The following is an 18,132-nucleotide window of genomic DNA, read 5'->3' on the forward strand; positions in this document are numbered from 1 at the left end:
GATGCAAAGCTGGCCCGACTTTTGCTCCACCCTCTCTTACTGTGCCCTCGACCCTGTGCAGTGGAGACCCTTATTTATGCCTCTTGCCCCGAATTCGCTCCTTCAGGCTGCCCCTGCGGCCAAGCCTCAAGCCCCCGTTGCCAACTCACCGGCACCGGCTGCGGACCCGCGGAACAAGGCCCCGGCCTTCGCTCAGGTGTTCGCCAAGCAGGCCTCTTTGCCTGTAGCCAAGTCCACCGACATCACCAGCAAGCCTGCGCGTGACAAGGCGGTTGATACTAACGCCAAGCCAGTTGCCAGCAACGATAAGCCTGCCGCCGACGCTCCAGCGGTTGCCGATAGCGGCAAGACCTTGCCTGCCAACCCGCCGGCCAAGACAGACACGTCGGCCAGCAAGGACGATGATGCCGCCACGGATCCAACGGCGGCGCAGCCTCCGGTCGATCCGACGGTCGACCCTGCGCTGATGGCCGCAGTGGTTGCACCGGTCCCCTTGCCGGTGCCGGCTGCAACACCGGCTCCGGTGGCTGCCACCGATGAGAATACCCAGCCTGCTGTCGCGGCGGTGCCGCTGGCACCGTCCGATGAAACCAAGCCAGCCTTCGACCCCGAAGCCGACCCGCTGGATGCATTGCCGGCCGTGCGCTTGGCGATGGAGCAGGGCGGACATGTCTCGGCGAGCAGTCAGGCGCCGCAAAAGAATGCTGCGACTCAGGATCAGCCGACCGCTGCACAGAACTTCACTAACGGCCTGGCTGCCATGGTGGATCAACAGGCCACCAAAGACAGCACCGATCAGGGCGGTGACAAGGCGTTCAGCGGTCTGATCGACGACGGCCTCAAAGACCTGAAAAACGCCAGCAGCGACACCCGTGTCGACGACTTTGCCAATCGCCTGGCCGCCTTGACTCAGGCCGCCACCCCGAAAACCGCCAACGCCTTGCCGCCGGTAGCCAATGCGCCATTGGCCATGCATCAGAGTGGTTGGACCGAGGAGGTGGTGAATCGGGTGATGTACCTGTCCAGCGCCAATCTCAAGTCGGCAGACATCCAGTTGCAACCGGCTGAGTTGGGGCGCCTGGATATTCGCGTGAACATCACGGCGGACCAACAGGCCCAGGTCAACTTCATGAGTGGCCATGCGGTCGTTCGGGAAGCATTGGAAAGCCAGTCGGGCCGCCTGCGGGAGATGTTCGCCCAGCAGGGGATGGGGCAGGTGGACGTGAATGTCTCTGACCAGTCTCGCGGATGGCAGGGGCAAGGGCAGGATCAACAGCAGAGTCAGAGCCGTGGCGTCAGTGGCAATGGCGAACGCGATGATGGGCGTGACGGTGGTATGGCGGCAGATGTGGCTGAAGTCGCAGCGCCTGTTACCCGAACCGTGATCGGCTCCAGTGCTGTGGACTATTACGCCTGATTCCAGGGTAGAGCACCGATCAAAAATGTGGGAGCGGCGGTGCGACGATTCGACTTGCTCGCGAAGGCGGTGGGTCAGTTAATACATGTGCTGACTGACACACCGCCTTCGCGAGCAAGTCGAATCGTCGCACCGCCGCTCCCACATTGGTTTTGTGGTGCTGCCGACATCCGTGACAACTCTGGCATAACACTTGCTCTTGCCTTGCCGTGGATCTGTGAAAACCCGAATAGTGACGGATTATTGGCATGGCAAAGAGTGATGAAGCAGCGCAAGAACCCGCAGGCAAGGGCAAGCTCAAGCTTATCCTGCTGATTGTCCTGGCTTTGCTCCTGGCGATCGGCTTGTCCGTGGGGGCTACCTGGTACTTCATGCACAGCGCCCAGAGCACAGCGCCCGTTGCTGGCGAGGTCAATCCTAACGTCAAGCAACCGGCAATCTTCGAGCCGATGCTCCCGGCCTTTGTCGCCAACTTCAATCAGAACGGCCGTCAGCGTTACTTGCAGGTGAGCATTACCCTGCTGGCACGCAACCAGGCGGACCTGGATGCCCTCAAGGTGCACATGCCAGTGATCCGCAACAACCTGGTGATGCTGTTCTCCGCGCAGAGTTTCGACACCCTGGCCACCCCGGTAGGCCAGGAAATGCTGCGCCAGAAAGCCACTGCCAGCGTGCAGGAAGTGGCTCAGAAGGAAGTCGGTAAAGTCGTGGTCGAGCAGTTGCTCTTCACTAATTTCGTATTGCAGTAGGATCACGACATGGCCGTGCAGGACCTGCTGTCCCAGGATGAAATCGATGCGCTGCTCCATGGTGTCGACGATGGTCTGGTACAGACCGAAATGGCTGCCGAGCCCGGCAGCGTCAAAAGCTACGACCTGACCAGCCAGGATCGCATTGTCCGCGGACGCATGCCGACCCTGGAAATGATCAACGAGCGTTTTGCGCGCTACACCCGCATCAGCATGTTCAACATGCTGCGTCGTTCGGCGGACGTGGCGGTGGGCGGCGTTCAGGTGATGAAGTTTGGTGAGTACGTGCACTCGCTGTACGTGCCGACTAGTCTGAACCTCGTAAAGATCAAGCCGCTGCGCGGCACCGCGCTGTTCATCCTCGACGCCAAGCTGGTGTTCAAGCTGGTGGACAACTTCTTCGGTGGTGACGGTCGTCACGCCAAGATCGAAGGGCGTGAGTTCACCCCGACCGAACTGCGTGTGGTGCGCATGGTGCTGGAACAGGCCTTTATCGATTTGAAAGAAGCCTGGCAGGCGATCATGGAAGTCAATTTCGAGTACATCAACTCGGAAGTGAACCCGGCCATGGCCAACATCGTCGGCCCCAGCGAAGCCATTGTGGTTTCCACGTTCCATATCGAACTCGATGGCGGCGGCGGCGACCTGCACATCACCATGCCGTACTCGATGATCGAGCCGGTGCGGGAGATGCTCGATGCGGGCTTCCAGTCCGACCTGGACGATCAGGACGAGCGTTGGGTCAAGGCACTGCGCGAAGACTTGCTGGACGTCGACGTGCCGCTGAGCGCCACCGTGGCCCGACGTCAGTTGCGCCTGCGGGACATCTTGCACATGCAGCCGGGGGACGTGATTCCCGTCGAGCTGCCGGACGAGTTGATCATGCGCGCCAACGGCGTACCGTCGTTCAAGGTCAAGTTGGGCTCCCACAAGGGCAATCTGGCGTTGCAAGTGATCGAGCCGATCAACCGTCGCTGATCCACCCTAACTCATGAATCAATGCTGCACCGAGGACATGTAATGGCTACCGAACACGAAAACACTTCTGCCGAAGACCAGGCCCTGGCTGATGAGTGGGCGGCTGCCCTGGAAGAAACCGGTGATGTCGGCCAGGACGATATCGATGCCCTGTTGGCGGCCGATGCTGCTACTGCGCCGGCTGGCAATCGCCTGCCCATGGAAGAGTTCGGCAGTGTGCCGAAGAATAACGACCCGGTGACCCTGGACGGTCCGAACCTGGACGTGATCCTCGATATTCCGGTGTCGATTTCCATGGAAGTGGGCAGCACTGAAATCAACATCCGCAACTTGCTGCAGCTCAACCAGGGCTCGGTGATCGAGCTTGACCGCTTGGCCGGCGAGCCGCTGGACGTACTGGTCAACGGCACACTGATCGCCCATGGCGAAGTGGTAGTGGTCAATGAGAAGTTCGGTATTCGCCTGACTGACGTGATCAGCCCGAGCGAACGCATCAAGAAGCTGCGCTGATATGAAGCGTCTGCCGTTGGGTAAAGGGCTGGTGGGGCTGCTATGGGCGCTGCCGTTGAGCGTCCTGGCCGCGGAGCCTGTGGCCCCGGTTGCCGCTGTGGCGCCGGTCAGTGGCATGGCCGGGCAATTGACTCAGTTGGTGCTTGGCCTGCTGCTGGTGGTCGGACTGATCTTCGTCCTGGCCTGGCTGTTGCGCCGGGTGCAGCGCATTGGCCCGGGCAACGCCCAAGTCATCGAGCTGGTGGGTTCGCGAGCCCTGGGGCCGCGTGATCGGTTGGTGCTGGTGCAAGTGGGTGAAGAACAGATTCTGCTGGGCATCACGCCCGGCCGTATTACCCCGCTGCATGTACTCAAGACGCCTGTGGAAGCGGCCCAGACTCAGCCGGCCACGCCGGAGTTCGCCCAGCGCCTGATGGAGCTGTTGGGCAAGGACCAGAAGGATAAGAAGTAATGCGCGTTCTATTGACGCTCATGCTGTTGCTGGCGGCGCCATTGGCGTTTGCGGCAGACCCGTTGTCGATCCCGGCGATCACGCTGGGCACTAACGCGGCGGGCGCGCAGGAATATTCGGTCAGCCTGCAGATCCTGCTGATCATGACCGCGCTGAGCTTTATCCCGGCGTTTGTCATGCTGATGACCAGCTTTACCCGGATCATCATCGTCTTCTCGATCTTGCGCCAGGCCCTGGGCCTGCAGCAGACACCGTCGAACCAGATCCTCACCGGCATGGCGCTGTTCCTGACCCTGTTCATCATGGCGCCAGTGTTCGACAAGGTGAACCAGCAAGCCCTGCAACCTTACCTGGCTGAGAAAATGACGGCCCAGGATGCAATCGACAAGGCCCAGGGCCCGATCAAGGATTTCATGCTGTCCCAGACCCGTTCCAGTGACCTGGAGCTGTTCGTGCGCTTGTCCAAGCGCACCGACATCGCCAGCCCGGACCAGGCACCGTTGACCATTCTGGTGCCGGCGTTTGTGACCTCGGAACTGAAGACTGCGTTTCAGATCGGCTTCATGATTTTCATCCCGTTTCTGATCATCGACCTGGTGGTTGCCAGTGTGCTGATGGCGATGGGCATGATGATGCTCTCGCCGCTGATCATTTCCTTGCCATTCAAGATCATGCTGTTCGTGTTGGTGGATGGTTGGGCGCTGATTATCGGCACTTTGGCGGGCAGTTTCGGTGGGGTATAGGGCATGACACCAGAAGTCGCAGTCGACCTGTTCCGCGAAGCCCTGTGGCTGACCACCATGATGGTCGCCGTGCTGGTGGTGCCCAGCCTGTTGGTGGGACTGCTGGTGGCGATGTTCCAGGCCGCGACGCAGATCAACGAACAGACCTTGAGCTTCCTGCCGCGCCTGCTGGTGATGCTGATTACCCTGATCGTCGCCGGCCCGTGGCTGGTGCGAACCTTCATGGAATACATCCTGCAGCTGTACGGCAGTATTCCGCAGCTGATCGGCTGAGATGAACTCCCTGTTGGCGTTGACCGATACCCAGATCAGCACCTGGGTGGCTTCGTTCATCCTGCCGTTGTTCCGGGTGACGGCGGTGCTGATGACCATGCCGGTGTTCGGTACCACCCTGGTGCCGCGCCGCATTCGTCTGTACTTCGCGGTGGCGATCACAGTCGTCATTGTTCCGGGGCTGCCGCCGATGCCGCCGGTGAATGCCATCGACCTCAGCGCATTGCTGCTGATTGCCGAGCAGATCCTGATTGGCGCGCTGCTGGGCTTCTCCCTGACGCTGTTCTTCCAGGCCTTCGTGATCGCCGGGCAGATCATCTCGATCCAGATGGGCATGGGCTTCGCGTCCATGGTTGACCCCACCAACGGTGTGTCGGTGGCGGTGATCGGGCAGTTTCTGACGATGCTGGTGACCTTGCTGTTCCTGGCCATGAACGGTCATCTGGTGGTGTTCGAGGTGCTCACCGAGAGCTTCACCACTTTGCCGGTGGGGCACGGGTTGGTGGTCAATCAGTTCTGGGAGTTGGTTGGGCGCCTGGGCTGGGTGTTGGGGGCGGCCTTGCTGTTGGTATTGCCGGCCATTACTGCGTTGCTGGTGGTCAACATTGCGTTTGGTGTGATGACCCGGGCGGCGCCGCAGTTGAATATCTTCTCCATCGGTTTCCCGTTGACCCTGGTGCTGGGCATGGGCATTTTCTGGGTCGGCATGGCTGACATTCTCAATCAGTATCAACCGCTGGCCAGTGAGGCCCTGCAGTTTTTACGTGACCTGGCCCGAGCGCGCTGAGCCATGGCCGAGAGCGAGAGTGGCCAGGACAAAACAGAAGACCCCACGGAGAAACGGCTAAAGGACTCCCGGGAAAAAGGCGAGATTGCCCGCTCCAAAGAGCTCAATACCCTGGCGATCATGCTGGCCGGTGCGGGTGGGTTGTTGGTCTACGGCGGCGGCCTGGCCATGGACCTGATGGAGTTGATGAAGCTCAATTTTTCCCTGCCCCGTGAAGTGCTGCTGAGTCCGGGCGCCATGGGCTTGTACCTGCTGCACTCAGGCAAAATCGCGATCCTGGCGGTACAGCCGGTACTGATCACCTTATTGCTGGCGGCATTGATCGGGCCGATCTCCCTCGGTGGCTGGTTGTTTGCGCCTGGCAGCATGGCGCCAAAGTTCAGCCGGATGAACCCGGGTGCCGGGCTCAAGCGGATGTTTTCATCCAAGGCGCTGGTGGAGCTGCTCAAGGCCCTGGCCAAGTTCGCGCTCATTCTGTTCGTGGCGCTGGCGGTGCTGTCGTCCGACATCGATGACTTACTGCGCATTGCCCACGAGCCGCTGGAACTGGCGATCATTCACAGTGTTCAGGTGGTGGGTTGGAGCGCGTTATGGATGGCCTGCGGGCTGATCCTGATTGCGGCGGTGGACGCGCCGATCCAGCTGTGGGAAAGCCACAAGAAACTGCTGATGACCAAGCAGGAAGTGCGCGACGAACACAAGGACCAGGAAGGCCGGCCGGAAGTGAAGCAGCGCATCCGTCAGCTGCAGCGGGAAATGTCCCAGCGCAAGATGATGGCCGCCGTTCCTGACGCCGACGTGATCATCACCAACCCGACCCACTATGCCGTGGCCCTCAAGTACGACCCGGAGAAGGGTGGGGCGCCGATGTTGCTGGCCAAGGGCAGCGATTTCATGGCACTGAAGATTCGCGAAATCGGCGTGGCCAACAACGTGCTGTTGCTGGAATCGCCGGAGCTGGCCCGTTCGATCTTCTACTCCACCGAACTGGATCACGAGATTCCCGCCGGGCTGTACCTGGCTGTGGCCCAGGTGTTGGCCTACGTCTACCAGATCCGCCAGTACCGCGCGGGCAAGGGCAAGCGCCCGGATCCGCTGAAGGACCTGCCGATTCCACCGGATTTGCGCCGGGACTCCTGAGTCTTGCAACGCCCGATCGGGCCTCATCGCGGGCAAGCCCGGCTCCCACATTCGACCGAGTTTGCCTGCCCCGACTCGATCCAATGTGGGAGTCGGGCTTGCCCGCGATGGCGTCAGTCCCGGCAACCTATCCCTTCAGGCCAGTCTTGGAAGGGGGCTACCATTCGTCGTAATTCCCCGCCTACCTGTCAACTTTGACAGTAGCCACCCGATTGCCTTCACGGTTTGATAAGGCGGCGATGCTGCGTGTTTTGCGTAGATATTCGAACTGGATGTAGGGAGAAGAGCTATGGCAACGGGTACGGTCAAGTGGTTTAACGAGGACAAGGGCTTTGGGTTTATCAAGCCGGACGATGGAAGTGCTGATGTGTTTGTTCACTTTTCAGTAATTGAGGGTACAGGCATCTCAGTCCTTCACGAGAATCAAAAGGTGCAGTACAACCTCACGCAGGATCTAAAAGGACTTCAGGCAACGGATGTTCAGCCTCTATAGCGATGATCGTTCCCGCGCAGGAGCGTGGGGCCGCCCCATCAACCCTTGTGGCGAGCGGGCTTGCCCCGTGTTGGGCTGCGCAGCAGCCCTGAAACCAGCAACCGCGGTCTTTCTGGCGGATCACTGTGATCTTCATGGGGCCGCTTTGCAGCCCAGCGCGACGCCCGACCGTTCGTCTTAAGCCAGGCCTTACCTGTCAACTCTCACAGTAGCCACTGCCGCGACTTCGCAGTTTGATAGGACGGGGTGCGTGTTCTGCGCCGTTCAAGTCTTCTCAGGGTTAAAGGAGTATCAAATGAGCGTTATCACCACTGAAAGCGGTCTTCAATATGAGGATATAGAGGAGGGTATGGGTGACGTCGCAAAAGCTGGCCAGACCGTTGAGGTTCTCTACACCGGTTGGCTGGCGGATGGGACGGAATTCGACTCAAGCAAGAGTCGCGGCGAGTCGAGCACCTTCTCGCTGTACGCCGTAATATCTGGTTGGAGGGAAGGAATACCAGGGATGAAGGTCGGAGGGAAACGCAAGCTGACAATCCCGCCTGAACTGGGTTATGGCGCGAAAGGAGCCGGAGGGGGGATCCCGCCGAATTCAACGCTTGTCTTTGATATTGAGTTGCTTGGGGTTGAATAGCCTGGCATGGCGCAACTCCACTCATTAGTAAGTTCCCACTCGCGAACGATCTGCCCCTTCAAGCAAAAGTTCAGAGGAAAAGAGGGGAAAAGGGACTAATGCCGATCAGTTAAGCGAACACAAGACCTCAAGACAGAGAAGATCAAAGGTGGGAGTTGTCGAGCCCCAGCGAGGCTGCGATAGCGGTGGGTCAGGCAGCATCAATGTTGACGGTGCCGACGCCATCGCAGCCTCGCTGGGGCTCGACAGCTCCCACATTGGATCTGCTTCGGTTGTTGGATCTCCATTCCTTAACTGACTGGCATTGGGAAAAGGGGATGCATTTATTTAATCGAAAATAAATGCGTCCCCTTTTTCGCCTCATGCGTGCATCGAAGTTGATTGCTCAACACCTTCCAGCACTCGATCAGCCTGTAACCGCGCCAGCTCAATCAACTGCGCGATCCCTAGCGCTCTCTCACGGCGCGATCCCTCCAGCTCAAAGGCCAGGTCGCAGATAAGCGCGTTGGCCGACGCCAGTGTTTCGCTGAGATTGACCAGCAAGTCTTCGGTGCCGATGCCGTCGGTCACGGTAAACATCTTGATGGGCGGATGGTTGGAGGGCTGCAAGTGAAAGTCGAGTGCCCGGTTTGCGGCTTTGCGCAAAGTGTCGGCGTTGAGCGGAGGGTTTGGGGTCGGTTTAATCATTGTGAAGCTCCTCAGGAAAGTGGAGCTGCCACTGATTCGCCGCGATGCGATGGGGTGGCAGCTGTGCGCAGGTTCGCGGACCGGTCCTAAGGCAACCCGGCATACCCGAAGGTATCCCGCGCACAGCCGCCATAGCGCCGCACAGTAGACGATAAAAAAGCGTCAACTGAAAGCGGGCGATAGCGCTTTTGCTCTTAGAAAATCGCGGACCGCGAAGCCCGACCGCTGCGTTTGCAGCGGTGTACGGAGACTAGAGAGCGGGTTTCCTAGGGGCAACCCCAAAACCCTGTCGGAAATTTCCTCGGTAGCAGCGGATGTACACAAATCTAAATGTGGGAGCGAGCAAGCCCACATTTGGATTTGTGTATCCCCAGGAGGCTCGGTCGCTTGTAAAGGTCATCAACGCTCAAGCCTGCAGTGATCTGGCCGGGAAAGCAAAAGTTGGAAGGCTTCTTGCAATACCGCCTCCAGGACGCCTCCCGGCGTCAAAAGTTTGCTTCAAGGACACGAGGAATACCGGTGGATCGCTCTCAAATGTTCAACAATGCCCGTGGCACGCTGACAGACCTTTCGCGAGGCAATCTGGGTGTGCCGCTGTTGCTGTTGGTCATGCTGGCAATGATGATGTTGCCGATGCCGCCGTTCCTGTTGGACGTGTTTTTCACCTTCAACATTGCCCTGTCCATTGTCGTGCTGCTGGTCTGCGTGTATGCCCTGCGACCACTGGATTTCGCGGTCTTTCCGACCATTCTGCTGATCGCTACCTTGCTCCGGCTGGCGCTCAACGTGGCCTCCACCCGGGTGGTGATGCTTCACGGTCAGGACGGTCACGCGGCCGCGGGCAAGGTGATCCAGGCCTTCGGTGAGGTGGTGATCGGCGGTAACTACGTGGTCGGTATCGTGGTGTTCGCGATCCTGATGATCATCAACTTCGTGGTGGTGACCAAGGGCGCCGGGCGGATTTCAGAGGTGAGTGCGCGTTTCACCCTCGACGCCATGCCCGGCAAACAGATGGCCATCGACGCTGACCTCAACGCCGGCCTGATCGATCAGAGCCAAGCCAAGTCCCGCCGCCTGGAAGTGGCCCAGGAAGCCGAGTTCTACGGCTCCATGGACGGTGCCAGCAAATTTGTTCGCGGCGACGCCATTGCCGGCCTGCTGATTCTGTTTATCAACCTGATCGGCGGCATGGCGGTCGGCATCTTCCAGCACGGTATGACCTTCGGCGACGCAGGCAAGGTTTACGCCTTGCTGACCATCGGTGACGGTTTGGTGGCGCAATTGCCATCACTGCTGCTGTCCACCGCTGCCGCGATCATGGTGACCCGTGCTTCCGGCTCCGAAGACATGGGCAAGCAGATCGGTCGGCAGATGTTCGCCTCGCCCAAGGCCTTGGCGGTAGCCGCTGGCCTGATGGCGGTGATGGGCGTAGTGCCGGGTATGCCCCATGTGTCCTTCTTGAGCATGGCGGCCCTGGCAGCTGGCGGCGCGTATCTGTTCTGGAAAAAACAGAACACCATCAAGGTCCAGGCCCAGCAAGAGGTCGCCCGTCAGCAGGAACTGCTGCCGTCCCCGGCTCGCGCCCAGGAAACCAAAGAACTGGGTTGGGACGACGTGACCCCGATCGACATGATCGGCCTGGAAGTGGGCTACCGTCTGATTCCCCTGGTGGATCGCAACCAGGGCGGCCAATTGCTGGCGCGGATCAAGGGCGTGCGCAAGAAGCTGTCCCAGGACCTGGGCTTCCTGATGCCCACCGTACACATTCGCGACAACCTCGACCTGGCGCCGAGTGCCTATCGTCTGACCCTGATGGGCGTGATCCTGGCCGAAGCCGAGATCTACCCGGACCGCGAACTGGCGATTAACCCGGGCCAGGTGTTCGGCACCCTTAACGGCATAACCGCCAAAGATCCGGCTTTCGGCCTGGAAGCGGTGTGGATCGAAGTCAGCCAGCGCAGCCAGGCACAGTCCCTGGGCTACACCGTGGTGGACGCCAGTACCGTGGTCGCCACCCACCTCAACCAGATTCTCTACAAGCACTCCCATGAGCTGATCGGCCACGAAGAAGTCCAGCAACTCATGCAATTGCTGGCCAAGGCCTCGCCGAAACTGGCCGAAGAGTTGGTGCCGGGCATTTTGTCGCTGTCGCAACTGCTCAAGGTGCTGCAAGCGTTGTTGGCCGAACAGGTGCCTGTACGGGACATTCGCAGCATTGCCGAGGCTATCGCCAACAATGCCGCCAAGAGTCAAGATACTGCCGCCCTGGTGGCTGCGGTGCGCGTCGGATTGTCGCGTGCCATCGTCCAAAGCATTGTAGGGCTTGACTCCGAGCTGCCTGTGATCACCTTGGAGCCCAGGTTGGAACAAATATTGCTCAACAGTATCCAGAAGGCCGGACTTGGCCAGGAAGAGGGCGTTCTGCTGGAGCCAAGCATGGCTGAAAAGCTGCAGCGCTCATTGATCGAGGCGGCACAACGCCAGGAAATGCAGGGCCAACCGGTGATTCTGTTGGTGGCAGGCCCGGTTCGAGCGATGTTGTCGCGGTTTGGACGCCTGGCAGTACCGAATTTGCACGTTTTGGCTTACCAGGAAATTCCTGACAATAAGCAAGTGACTATCGTCGCGACAGTAGGGCCCAACGGCTGAGGTAGTGGGTTATGCAAGTGAAGCGTTTTTTCGCCGCCGATATGCGTCAGGCCATGAAGCTGGTTCGTGATGAGCTGGGCGCCGACGCCGCGATTATCGGAAACCGCCGCATTGCCGGCGGTGTCGAGCTGACGGCTGCCCTGGATTACACACCCTCGGCGCTCGCGCCGCGGGTCCCGAACATGGAACTGGAAGACGAACTGCGCAAGACCGCCTCGCGCATTGTCTCGGCCCAGGCCGAATTGAGCATGCGTGGCGACAGCGACGCCAGCACCAACCGTCAGTTGTTTGCCGGCCTGCCGCTGACCGCTGCCGAGCCTCTGGTAGAGCCGACGTTCGTCGAGCCGCCGCGTCCTGCTGCGCCGGCGCCGGCAGCCGCAGTTGATCAGCGGGTCTTCGACTCGATGCGTTTCGAACTCAATGGCCTGCGTGAGCTGCTGGAAGTGCAGTTGGGCTCCCTCGCCTGGAACCAGTTGCAGGGCAGCAAGCCGCAACAGGCCAATCTCTGGCGTCGCCTGCAACGCATTGGCCTGTCTGGCCCGTTGTCCCGCGACCTGCTGGCGCTGACCACTGAAATTGAAGAACCTCGCCAGGCCTGGCGCATGTTGCTGGCCCACCTGGCGCGGATGATCGTTACCCCGGAAATTGAACCCCTGGAAGAAGGTGGTGTGATTGCCATGGTCGGCCCCGCCGGCATGGGCAAAACCACTACTCTGGCCAAGCTGGCTGCCCGTTATGTGCTTAAGTACGGCGCACAGAACATCGCTTTGGTGAGCATGGACAGCTACCGCATCGGCGCCCAGGAACAGCTCAAGACATTGGGCCGGATCCTCAACGTGCCGGTAACCCATGTCGACCCGGGCCAGTCCCTGGCCAACGCCCTCGATCCGCTGCTGCGCAAGCGCGTGGTGCTGATCGACACCGCCGGCCTGCAAGCCAGCGATCCGGCTCTGCGCATGCAGCTGGAAAGCCTGGCCGGGCGCGGGATCAAGTCCAGGAATTACCTGGTGCTGGCCACGACCAGCCAGAAGCAGGTACTCACCGCCGCCTATCACAGCTACAAACGATGTGGGCTGGCGGGCTGCATTCTGACTAAACTGGACGAAACGGCCAGCTTGGGTGAAGTATTGAGCCTGGCTATCAGTCATGAGTTACCGGTTGCTTACCTGACCGACGGGCCGCGGATCCCGGATGATTTGCATCTGCCGCGCCGTCATCAGTTGGTCAGCCGGGCAGTGAGTGTGCAAATGCAGGAAGAGCCGAGCGAGGAAGCGATGGCTGACATGTTTGCTGATCTGTACCACAGTCCGGCCAAACGGGTCGGCTGAGGTGAATCTGAACACGCAACATAAAACGACAGTGCAATGTATCTACATTGATGGCCTGCAAGCTCCTACCGCAGCCAACCTATGTAGCCTGCGTCTAAGCAAGACAAGGTAAAGAACGAACATGGGCAGCATGCATCCCGTACAGGTGATCGCGGTGACCGGCGGCAAAGGTGGCGTCGGGAAAACTAACGTGTCAGTGAATTTGTCCCTGGCCCTGGCAGAGCTTGGCCGTCGCGTCATGCTGTTGGATGCCGACCTGGGCCTGGCGAACGTTGATGTTCTGCTGGGACTGACACCCAAACATACCCTGGCCGATGTCATCGAAGGCCGCTGTGAGCTGCGCGACGTATTGTTGCAGGGCCCTGGTGGTATCCGCATCGTGCCGGCTGCCTCAGGCACCCAGAGCATGGTGCATCTGAGCCCGGCGCAGCATGCCGGCCTGATCCAGGCCTTCAGTGACATTGGCGACAACCTCGACGTGCTGGTGATCGACACCGCCGCCGGGATCGGTGAGTCCGTGGTCAGCTTCGTGCGCGCCGCGCAAGAAGTACTGCTGGTGGTGTGCGACGAACCCACCTCGATCACCGACGCTTACGCCCTGATCAAACTGCTTAACCGTGACTACGGCATGAACCGCTTCAGGGTGCTGGCCAACATGGCCCAAAGCCCGCAAGAAGGGCGAAACCTGTTCGCCAAGTTGACCAAGGTCACGGATCGCTTCCTCGATGTCGCCTTACAATACGTCGGCGCAGTTCCCTATGACGAGTGTGTGCGCAAGGCTGTGCAAAAGCAGCGTGCAGTCTATGAAGCGTTCCCTCGTTCGAAGTGCGCACTGGCGTTCAAGGCTATTGCCCAGAAGGTCGATACGTGGCCACTGCCCGCCAATCCCCGGGGGCATCTGGAGTTTTTCGTCGAGCGATTGGTGCATCAGACGAGCGCAGGACCGGTGCTATGACATCCAGCGGCTACAACCTTTACAAGAAGTCGGCACGTGACAGCCAAGGCGAATTGATCGAGCGCTATGCGCCACTGGTCAAGCGCATTGCCTATCACTTGCTGGCCCGATTGCCCGCCAGTGTCCAGGTCGAAGACCTGATCCAGGCCGGGATGATCGGCTTGCTTGAAGTGTCGACCAAATACGACGCGAGCAAGGGTGCGAGTTTCGAGACGTATGCGGGTATCCGCATCCGTGGTGCGATGCTCGACGAGGTCCGTAAAGGTGATTGGGCGCCGCGTTCGGTCCACCGCAATACCCGGATGGTGAGTGACGCCATTCGCTCAATTGAAGCAAAAACCGGTCGCGACGCTAAAGATCACGAAGTTGCGGCCGAACTCCAATTGAGTCTCGACGATTACTACGGGATTTTGAACGATACCTTGGGCAGTCGCCTGTTCAGTTTCGACGACCTTTTGCAGGACGGCGAACATGAGGGGCTGCACGAGGACGGCGCGAGTGCTCATCTCGAACCGTCACGCGATCTGGAAGATGAACGCTTCCAGAGCGCACTGGCGGACGCGATTGCCAATTTGCCGGAGCGTGAGCGACTGGTGTTGGCGCTGTACTACGACGAAGAGCTGAACCTCAAGGAAATCGGTGAAGTCCTGGGGGTCAGCGAATCGCGGGTCAGCCAGTTACACAGCCAGTGCGCGGCCCGCTTGCGGGGGCGTTTGGGAGAGTGGCGAGCGCGCTGACAGGCAGTGTGGGGACACTGCGAATGATACCGTCCGGGCCAAAAGCCCTGGCGGTTTCAACCCGTGGTGCGCCTCAGTAGTCCTTATTTGTAACGCCTGAATGATTGAAATGGCGCGCCCAGGTGCTGGACGCGTTTAAGACTGCTTGGAGGTCGAATTGGACAAGAACATGAAAATCCTCATCGTTGATGACTTCTCAACGATGCGGCGGATCATAAAAAACCTGTTGCGTGACCTTGGGTTCACTAACACGGTCGAGGCGGATGACGGCACCACGGCGATTCCGATCCTCAACAGCGGGAGCATCGACTTTCTGGTAACCGACTGGAACATGCCGGGCATGACCGGTATCGACTTGCTGCGCCACGTGCGCGCCGATGAAAAACTGCGCAGCCTTCCTGTGCTGATGGTGACCGCCGAAGCCAAGCGTGAACAGATCATTGAAGCCGCCCAGGCTGGGGTCAACGGTTACGTGGTCAAGCCATTCACTGCATTGGCCTTGAAAGAGAAGATCGAAAAAATCTTCGAACGCATCGGTCATTGATGTCGCCACGGGGGAGCTATGGAGCATAACGAATCATCACAGGCCGACTTCGAGTCGACCCTGAAAAAGCACGCTCACCAGTTGGTTGAAAGCCTTGAAAAAGGCCAGTTCGGCGACGCGGTGCAGTTGATCCATGAGCTCAATCAGACCCGTGATCGTGGCCTGTACCGGGAAGTCGGCAAGCTGACACGCGAGTTGCACAGCGCCATCGTCAACTTCCAGATTGACCCGCACATGCCGCAGGCCGAGGAAGTCTCGCAGATCACCGATGCCACCGAACGCCTGTCTTATGTGGTCAGGCTGACTGAGGCGGCGGCCAATCGCACCATGGACCTGGTGGAAAACGCCACGCCGCTGGTCAATGGCATCGCCAACGAAGCCAAGGCCCTGAGCACCGACTGGGGCCGCTTCATGCGCCGGGAAGTGGGCGCCGAAGAGTTTCGCGAATTGGCACGGCGAGTCGAAGGCTTTCTGGCGCGCAGCGAGCAGGACAGCCGCACGGTGTCGAGCAACCTCAACGACATCCTGCTGGCCCAGGATTACCAGGACCTCACCGGCCAGGTGATCAAACGCGTGACCCAACTGGTCACCGAAGTGGAGAGCAACCTGCTCAAACTGGTGCTGATGGCCAGCCAGGTCGACCGTTTTGCCGGCATCGAACATGACCGCGAAGCGATCCTCTCGGAAAAAGATCCACAAAAACACCTCGCCAAGGGTGAAGGTCCGCAGATTCATGCCGATAAACGTGAAGACGTTATGTCAGGTCAAGATGACGTAGACGATTTGCTGTCCAGTTTAGGCTTCTAAGGAGCACGCAATATGAGCTTCGGCGCCGATGAAGAAATCCTTCAGGATTTCCTTGTAGAGGCCGGCGAAATTCTAGAGCAGTTGTCCGAACAACTGGTCGAGCTGGAAAGCCGACCGGATGATGCGAACCTGCTCAATGCAATTTTTCGCGGTTTTCACACTGTAAAAGGGGGCGCCGGCTTCCTCCAGCTCCACGAGCTGGTGGAGTGCTGCCATATCGCCGAGAACGTGTTCGACATCCTGCGCAAGGGTGAACGGCACGTCGACTCGGAACTGATGGACGTAATTCTCGAAGCACTGGATGCGGTCAACGGCATGTTCAGTGAAGTGCGCGAACGTGCACCGATCACGGCGGCCACCCCGGAACTGCTGGCGGCTCTGGCACGCCTTGCGGAACCGGCTGACAATGCGCCGGCCGCAGTGGCCGTCGTTACGCCTGAACCTGCCGGTGATGTGACGGATAGCGAATTTGAACAACTGCTGGACTCGCTGAACGCCGTCAAGGCCCAGGCCGAAGCCCCAGCAGCAGTGGCCCCGGCGATGGTGCCGACCACCGAAGACATTACCGATGCCGAGTTCGAGTCCCTGCTCGACCAGTTGCACGGCAAGGGCCAGTTCGCCCCCGACGCGGTGGCCGCTGTGTCGGCGCCAACGGAAGCCGCAGCGCCCGTCAGCAATGAAATCACCGACGACGAATTTGAAGCCCTGTTGGACCAGTTGCATGGCAAAGGCTCATTTGCCGCCGAGGCACTGCCAGAGGTAGCGGCTGCCGCTGCGCCAGCTGTTCCGGCGGCCAGCGCTGCCCCGGCTGCCGATGGACTGATCTCCGATCACGAATTTGAAGCCCTGCTGGATGAGTTGCACGGCAAGGGCAAGTTCACCGAAGTTGCGCCTGCCGCCGTTTCCACGGCCGCCGTTGCTGCACCGCCACCGGTGGCTGCCGCGAAGGCGCCTGCGCCAGTGGCCGCCAAGCCGGCTCTAGCTCCAGCCCGGGCACCTGCCGCTTCGGCGCCAGACAAACAACCCGCCAGCGAAGCCGAAACCACCGTACGGGTCGATACCGCACGCCTGGATGACATCATGAACATGGTGGGCGAGCTGGTGCTGGTGCGTAACCGCTTGGTGCGCCTGGGCCTTAACAGCGGCGATGAAGCCATGCAAAAGGCCGTGTCCAACCTGGACGTGGTCACCGCTGACTTGCAAACCGCCGTCATGAAGACCCGGATGCAGCCGATCAAGAAAGTCTTCGGCCGTTTCCCGCGCCTGGTTCGCGACCTGGCACGCCAGTTGAAGAAAGAGATCAACCTGGAATTGGTGGGCGAAGAAACCGACCTCGACAAGAACCTTGTCGAAGCCTTGGCCGACCCGCTGGTCCACTTGGTGCGCAACGCCGTCGACCATGGCATCGAAACCCCGCAAGAACGTGAAGCGTCGGGCAAGTCCCGTGGCGGCAAGGTGATTCTGGCGGCGGAACAGGAAGGCGACCATATCCTGCTGTCGATCACCGATGACGGCAAAGGCATGGACCCGAACGTGCTGCGATCCATCGCGGTCAAGCGTGGGGTGATGGACAAGGATGCCGCCGATCGCCTGAGCGACACCGAGTGCTACAACCTGATCTTCGCGCCGGGTTTCTCGACCAAGACCGAGATTTCCGATGTGTCCGGGCGTGGCGTGGGCATGGACGTGGTGAAGACCAAGATCAGCCAGCTCAACGGCTCGATCAATATCTACTCGACCAAGGGTCAAGGCTCGAAGATCGTCATCAAGGTGCCGTTGACCCTGGCGATCATGCCGACGCTGATGGTGATGCTGGGCAACCAGGCGTTCGCCTTCCCGCTGGTCAACGTCAACGAAATCTTCCACCTCGACCTGTCGCGCACCAACGTGGTGGACGGCCAGGAGGTGGTGATCGTGCGCGACAAGGCGTTGCCGCTGTTCTACCTCAAGCGTTGGTTGGTGGCGTCGGCCAAGCATGAGGAGCAGCGCGAAGGCCATGTGGTGATTCTCTCCGTGGGCACCCAGCGCATCGGCTTTGTGGTCGATCAACTGGTGGGCCAGGAAGAAGTGGTCATCAAGCCTTTGGGCAAAATGCTGCAGGGAACCCCGGGCATGTCGGGCGCGACCATCACCGGTGACGGTCGGATCGCGCTGATTCTCGATGTTCCGAGCATGCTCAAGCGTTACGCCGCACGGCGTATTTGATTCTGGTGGGGCAGGGCGGTATTGCCCGTCCCGCCTAACGGAGTG

General features: G+C 59.8%; 19 protein-coding genes. 18 read left to right on the top strand and 1 reads right to left on the bottom strand.

Annotation, left to right across the window (positions count from 1 at the left end):
* Window positions 1-76 precede the first annotated feature (76 nt).
* The 11 genes from HKK55_RS04210 (at window position 77) to HKK55_RS04260 (ending at window position 8,175) form a co-directional block, all read left to right on the top strand.
* Window positions 77-1,417: a flagellar hook-length control protein FliK gene (locus HKK55_RS04210; protein WP_169353502.1), complete on the top strand. Its 1,341-nt coding sequence runs from the start codon at window positions 77-79 to the stop codon at window positions 1,415-1,417.
* 248 nt (window positions 1,418-1,665) lie between these two features.
* Window positions 1,666-2,166 carry a flagellar basal body-associated protein FliL gene (gene fliL, locus HKK55_RS04215; RefSeq protein WP_169353503.1) on the top strand — a complete coding sequence of 167 codons (501 nt, stop codon included), beginning with the start codon at window positions 1,666-1,668 and terminating at the stop codon, window positions 2,164-2,166.
* Between the two features lie 9 nt (window positions 2,167-2,175).
* Window positions 2,176-3,144 (top strand): flagellar motor switch protein FliM, encoded by a 969-nt coding sequence (gene fliM, locus HKK55_RS04220; RefSeq protein ID WP_154743732.1) that lies wholly within the window; start codon window positions 2,176-2,178, stop codon window positions 3,142-3,144.
* Window positions 3,145-3,186: 42 nt separating this feature from the next.
* The gene (fliN, locus tag HKK55_RS04225) at window positions 3,187-3,654 is read left to right on the top strand and encodes a flagellar motor switch protein FliN (RefSeq protein WP_033900765.1); all 468 of its coding nucleotides are present in this window, start codon (window positions 3,187-3,189) and stop codon (window positions 3,652-3,654) included.
* Window positions 3,655-3,670: 16 nt separating this feature from the next.
* Window positions 3,671-4,105, top strand: coding sequence for a flagellar biosynthetic protein FliO (gene fliO, locus HKK55_RS04230; RefSeq protein ID WP_169357779.1), 435 nt, complete (start codon window positions 3,671-3,673; stop codon window positions 4,103-4,105).
* On the top strand, window positions 4,105-4,848 hold the full coding sequence (gene fliP / locus HKK55_RS04235; protein ID WP_169353504.1) for a flagellar type III secretion system pore protein FliP: 744 nt from the start codon (window positions 4,105-4,107) through the stop codon (window positions 4,846-4,848). The genes fliO and fliP overlap by 1 nt, the downstream gene beginning before the upstream one ends.
* A 3-nt stretch (window positions 4,849-4,851) precedes the next feature.
* On the top strand, window positions 4,852-5,121 hold the full coding sequence (gene fliQ, locus HKK55_RS04240; protein ID WP_071486515.1) for a flagellar biosynthesis protein FliQ: 270 nt from the start codon (window positions 4,852-4,854) through the stop codon (window positions 5,119-5,121).
* Between the two features lies 1 nt (window position 5,122).
* Window positions 5,123-5,908, top strand: coding sequence for a flagellar biosynthetic protein FliR (gene fliR / locus HKK55_RS04245; RefSeq protein WP_169353505.1), 786 nt, complete (start codon window positions 5,123-5,125; stop codon window positions 5,906-5,908).
* 3 nt (window positions 5,909-5,911) lie between these two features.
* Window positions 5,912-7,048 carry a flagellar biosynthesis protein FlhB gene (gene flhB, locus HKK55_RS04250; RefSeq protein ID WP_169353506.1) on the top strand — a complete coding sequence of 379 codons (1,137 nt, stop codon included), beginning with the start codon at window positions 5,912-5,914 and terminating at the stop codon, window positions 7,046-7,048.
* Window positions 7,049-7,337: 289 nt separating this feature from the next.
* A complete protein-coding gene (locus tag HKK55_RS04255; protein ID WP_169353507.1) occupies window positions 7,338-7,541 on the top strand; it encodes a cold-shock protein in 204 nt (67 codons plus the stop codon).
* A 349-nt stretch (window positions 7,542-7,890) separates the two neighbouring features.
* On the top strand, window positions 7,891-8,175 hold the full coding sequence (locus HKK55_RS04260; protein WP_336604614.1) for an FKBP-type peptidyl-prolyl cis-trans isomerase: 285 nt from the start codon (window positions 7,891-7,893) through the stop codon (window positions 8,173-8,175).
* A gap of 360 nt (window positions 8,176-8,535) precedes the next feature.
* On the opposite strand, the gene HKK55_RS04265 is transcribed toward HKK55_RS04260, so the two are convergent.
* Window positions 8,536-8,862 (bottom strand): DUF6124 family protein, encoded by a 327-nt coding sequence (locus tag HKK55_RS04265; RefSeq protein WP_169353509.1) that lies wholly within the window; start codon window positions 8,860-8,862, stop codon window positions 8,536-8,538.
* Window positions 8,863-9,381: 519 nt separating this feature from the next.
* Here HKK55_RS04265 and flhA point away from each other — a divergent pair.
* The 7 genes from flhA (at window position 9,382) to HKK55_RS04300 (ending at window position 18,087) form a co-directional block, all read left to right on the top strand.
* Entirely contained in the window at window positions 9,382-11,511 is a 2,130-nt protein-coding gene (flhA, locus tag HKK55_RS04270) for a flagellar biosynthesis protein FlhA (protein ID WP_169353510.1), read from the top strand.
* Between the two features lie 11 nt (window positions 11,512-11,522).
* Window positions 11,523-12,839, top strand: a complete 1,317-nt coding sequence (gene flhF, locus HKK55_RS04275; RefSeq protein ID WP_169353511.1) for a flagellar biosynthesis protein FlhF — start codon at window positions 11,523-11,525, stop codon at window positions 12,837-12,839.
* A gap of 121 nt (window positions 12,840-12,960) precedes the next feature.
* Window positions 12,961-13,794: a flagellar synthesis regulator FleN gene (gene fleN, locus HKK55_RS04280; RefSeq protein ID WP_003192912.1), complete on the top strand. Its 834-nt coding sequence runs from the start codon at window positions 12,961-12,963 to the stop codon at window positions 13,792-13,794.
* The gene (fliA, locus tag HKK55_RS04285) at window positions 13,791-14,531 is read left to right on the top strand and encodes an RNA polymerase sigma factor FliA (protein WP_169353512.1); all 741 of its coding nucleotides are present in this window, start codon (window positions 13,791-13,793) and stop codon (window positions 14,529-14,531) included. Before fleN ends, fliA begins: the two co-directional genes overlap by 4 nt.
* Before the next feature lie 169 nt (window positions 14,532-14,700).
* Window positions 14,701-15,075 carry a chemotaxis response regulator CheY gene (locus HKK55_RS04290; RefSeq protein ID WP_169353513.1) on the top strand — a complete coding sequence of 125 codons (375 nt, stop codon included), beginning with the start codon at window positions 14,701-14,703 and terminating at the stop codon, window positions 15,073-15,075.
* Between the two features lie 18 nt (window positions 15,076-15,093).
* Window positions 15,094-15,882: a protein phosphatase CheZ gene (locus tag HKK55_RS04295; protein WP_169353514.1), complete on the top strand. Its 789-nt coding sequence runs from the start codon at window positions 15,094-15,096 to the stop codon at window positions 15,880-15,882.
* A 12-nt stretch (window positions 15,883-15,894) separates the two neighbouring features.
* Window positions 15,895-18,087, top strand: a complete 2,193-nt coding sequence (locus HKK55_RS04300) for a chemotaxis protein CheA (RefSeq protein WP_169353515.1) — start codon at window positions 15,895-15,897, stop codon at window positions 18,085-18,087.
* Window positions 18,088-18,132: the final 45 nt, after the last annotated feature.

The organism is Pseudomonas sp. ADAK18 (assembly GCF_012935695.1).
GTDB lineage: Bacteria > Pseudomonadota > Gammaproteobacteria > Pseudomonadales > Pseudomonadaceae > Aquipseudomonas.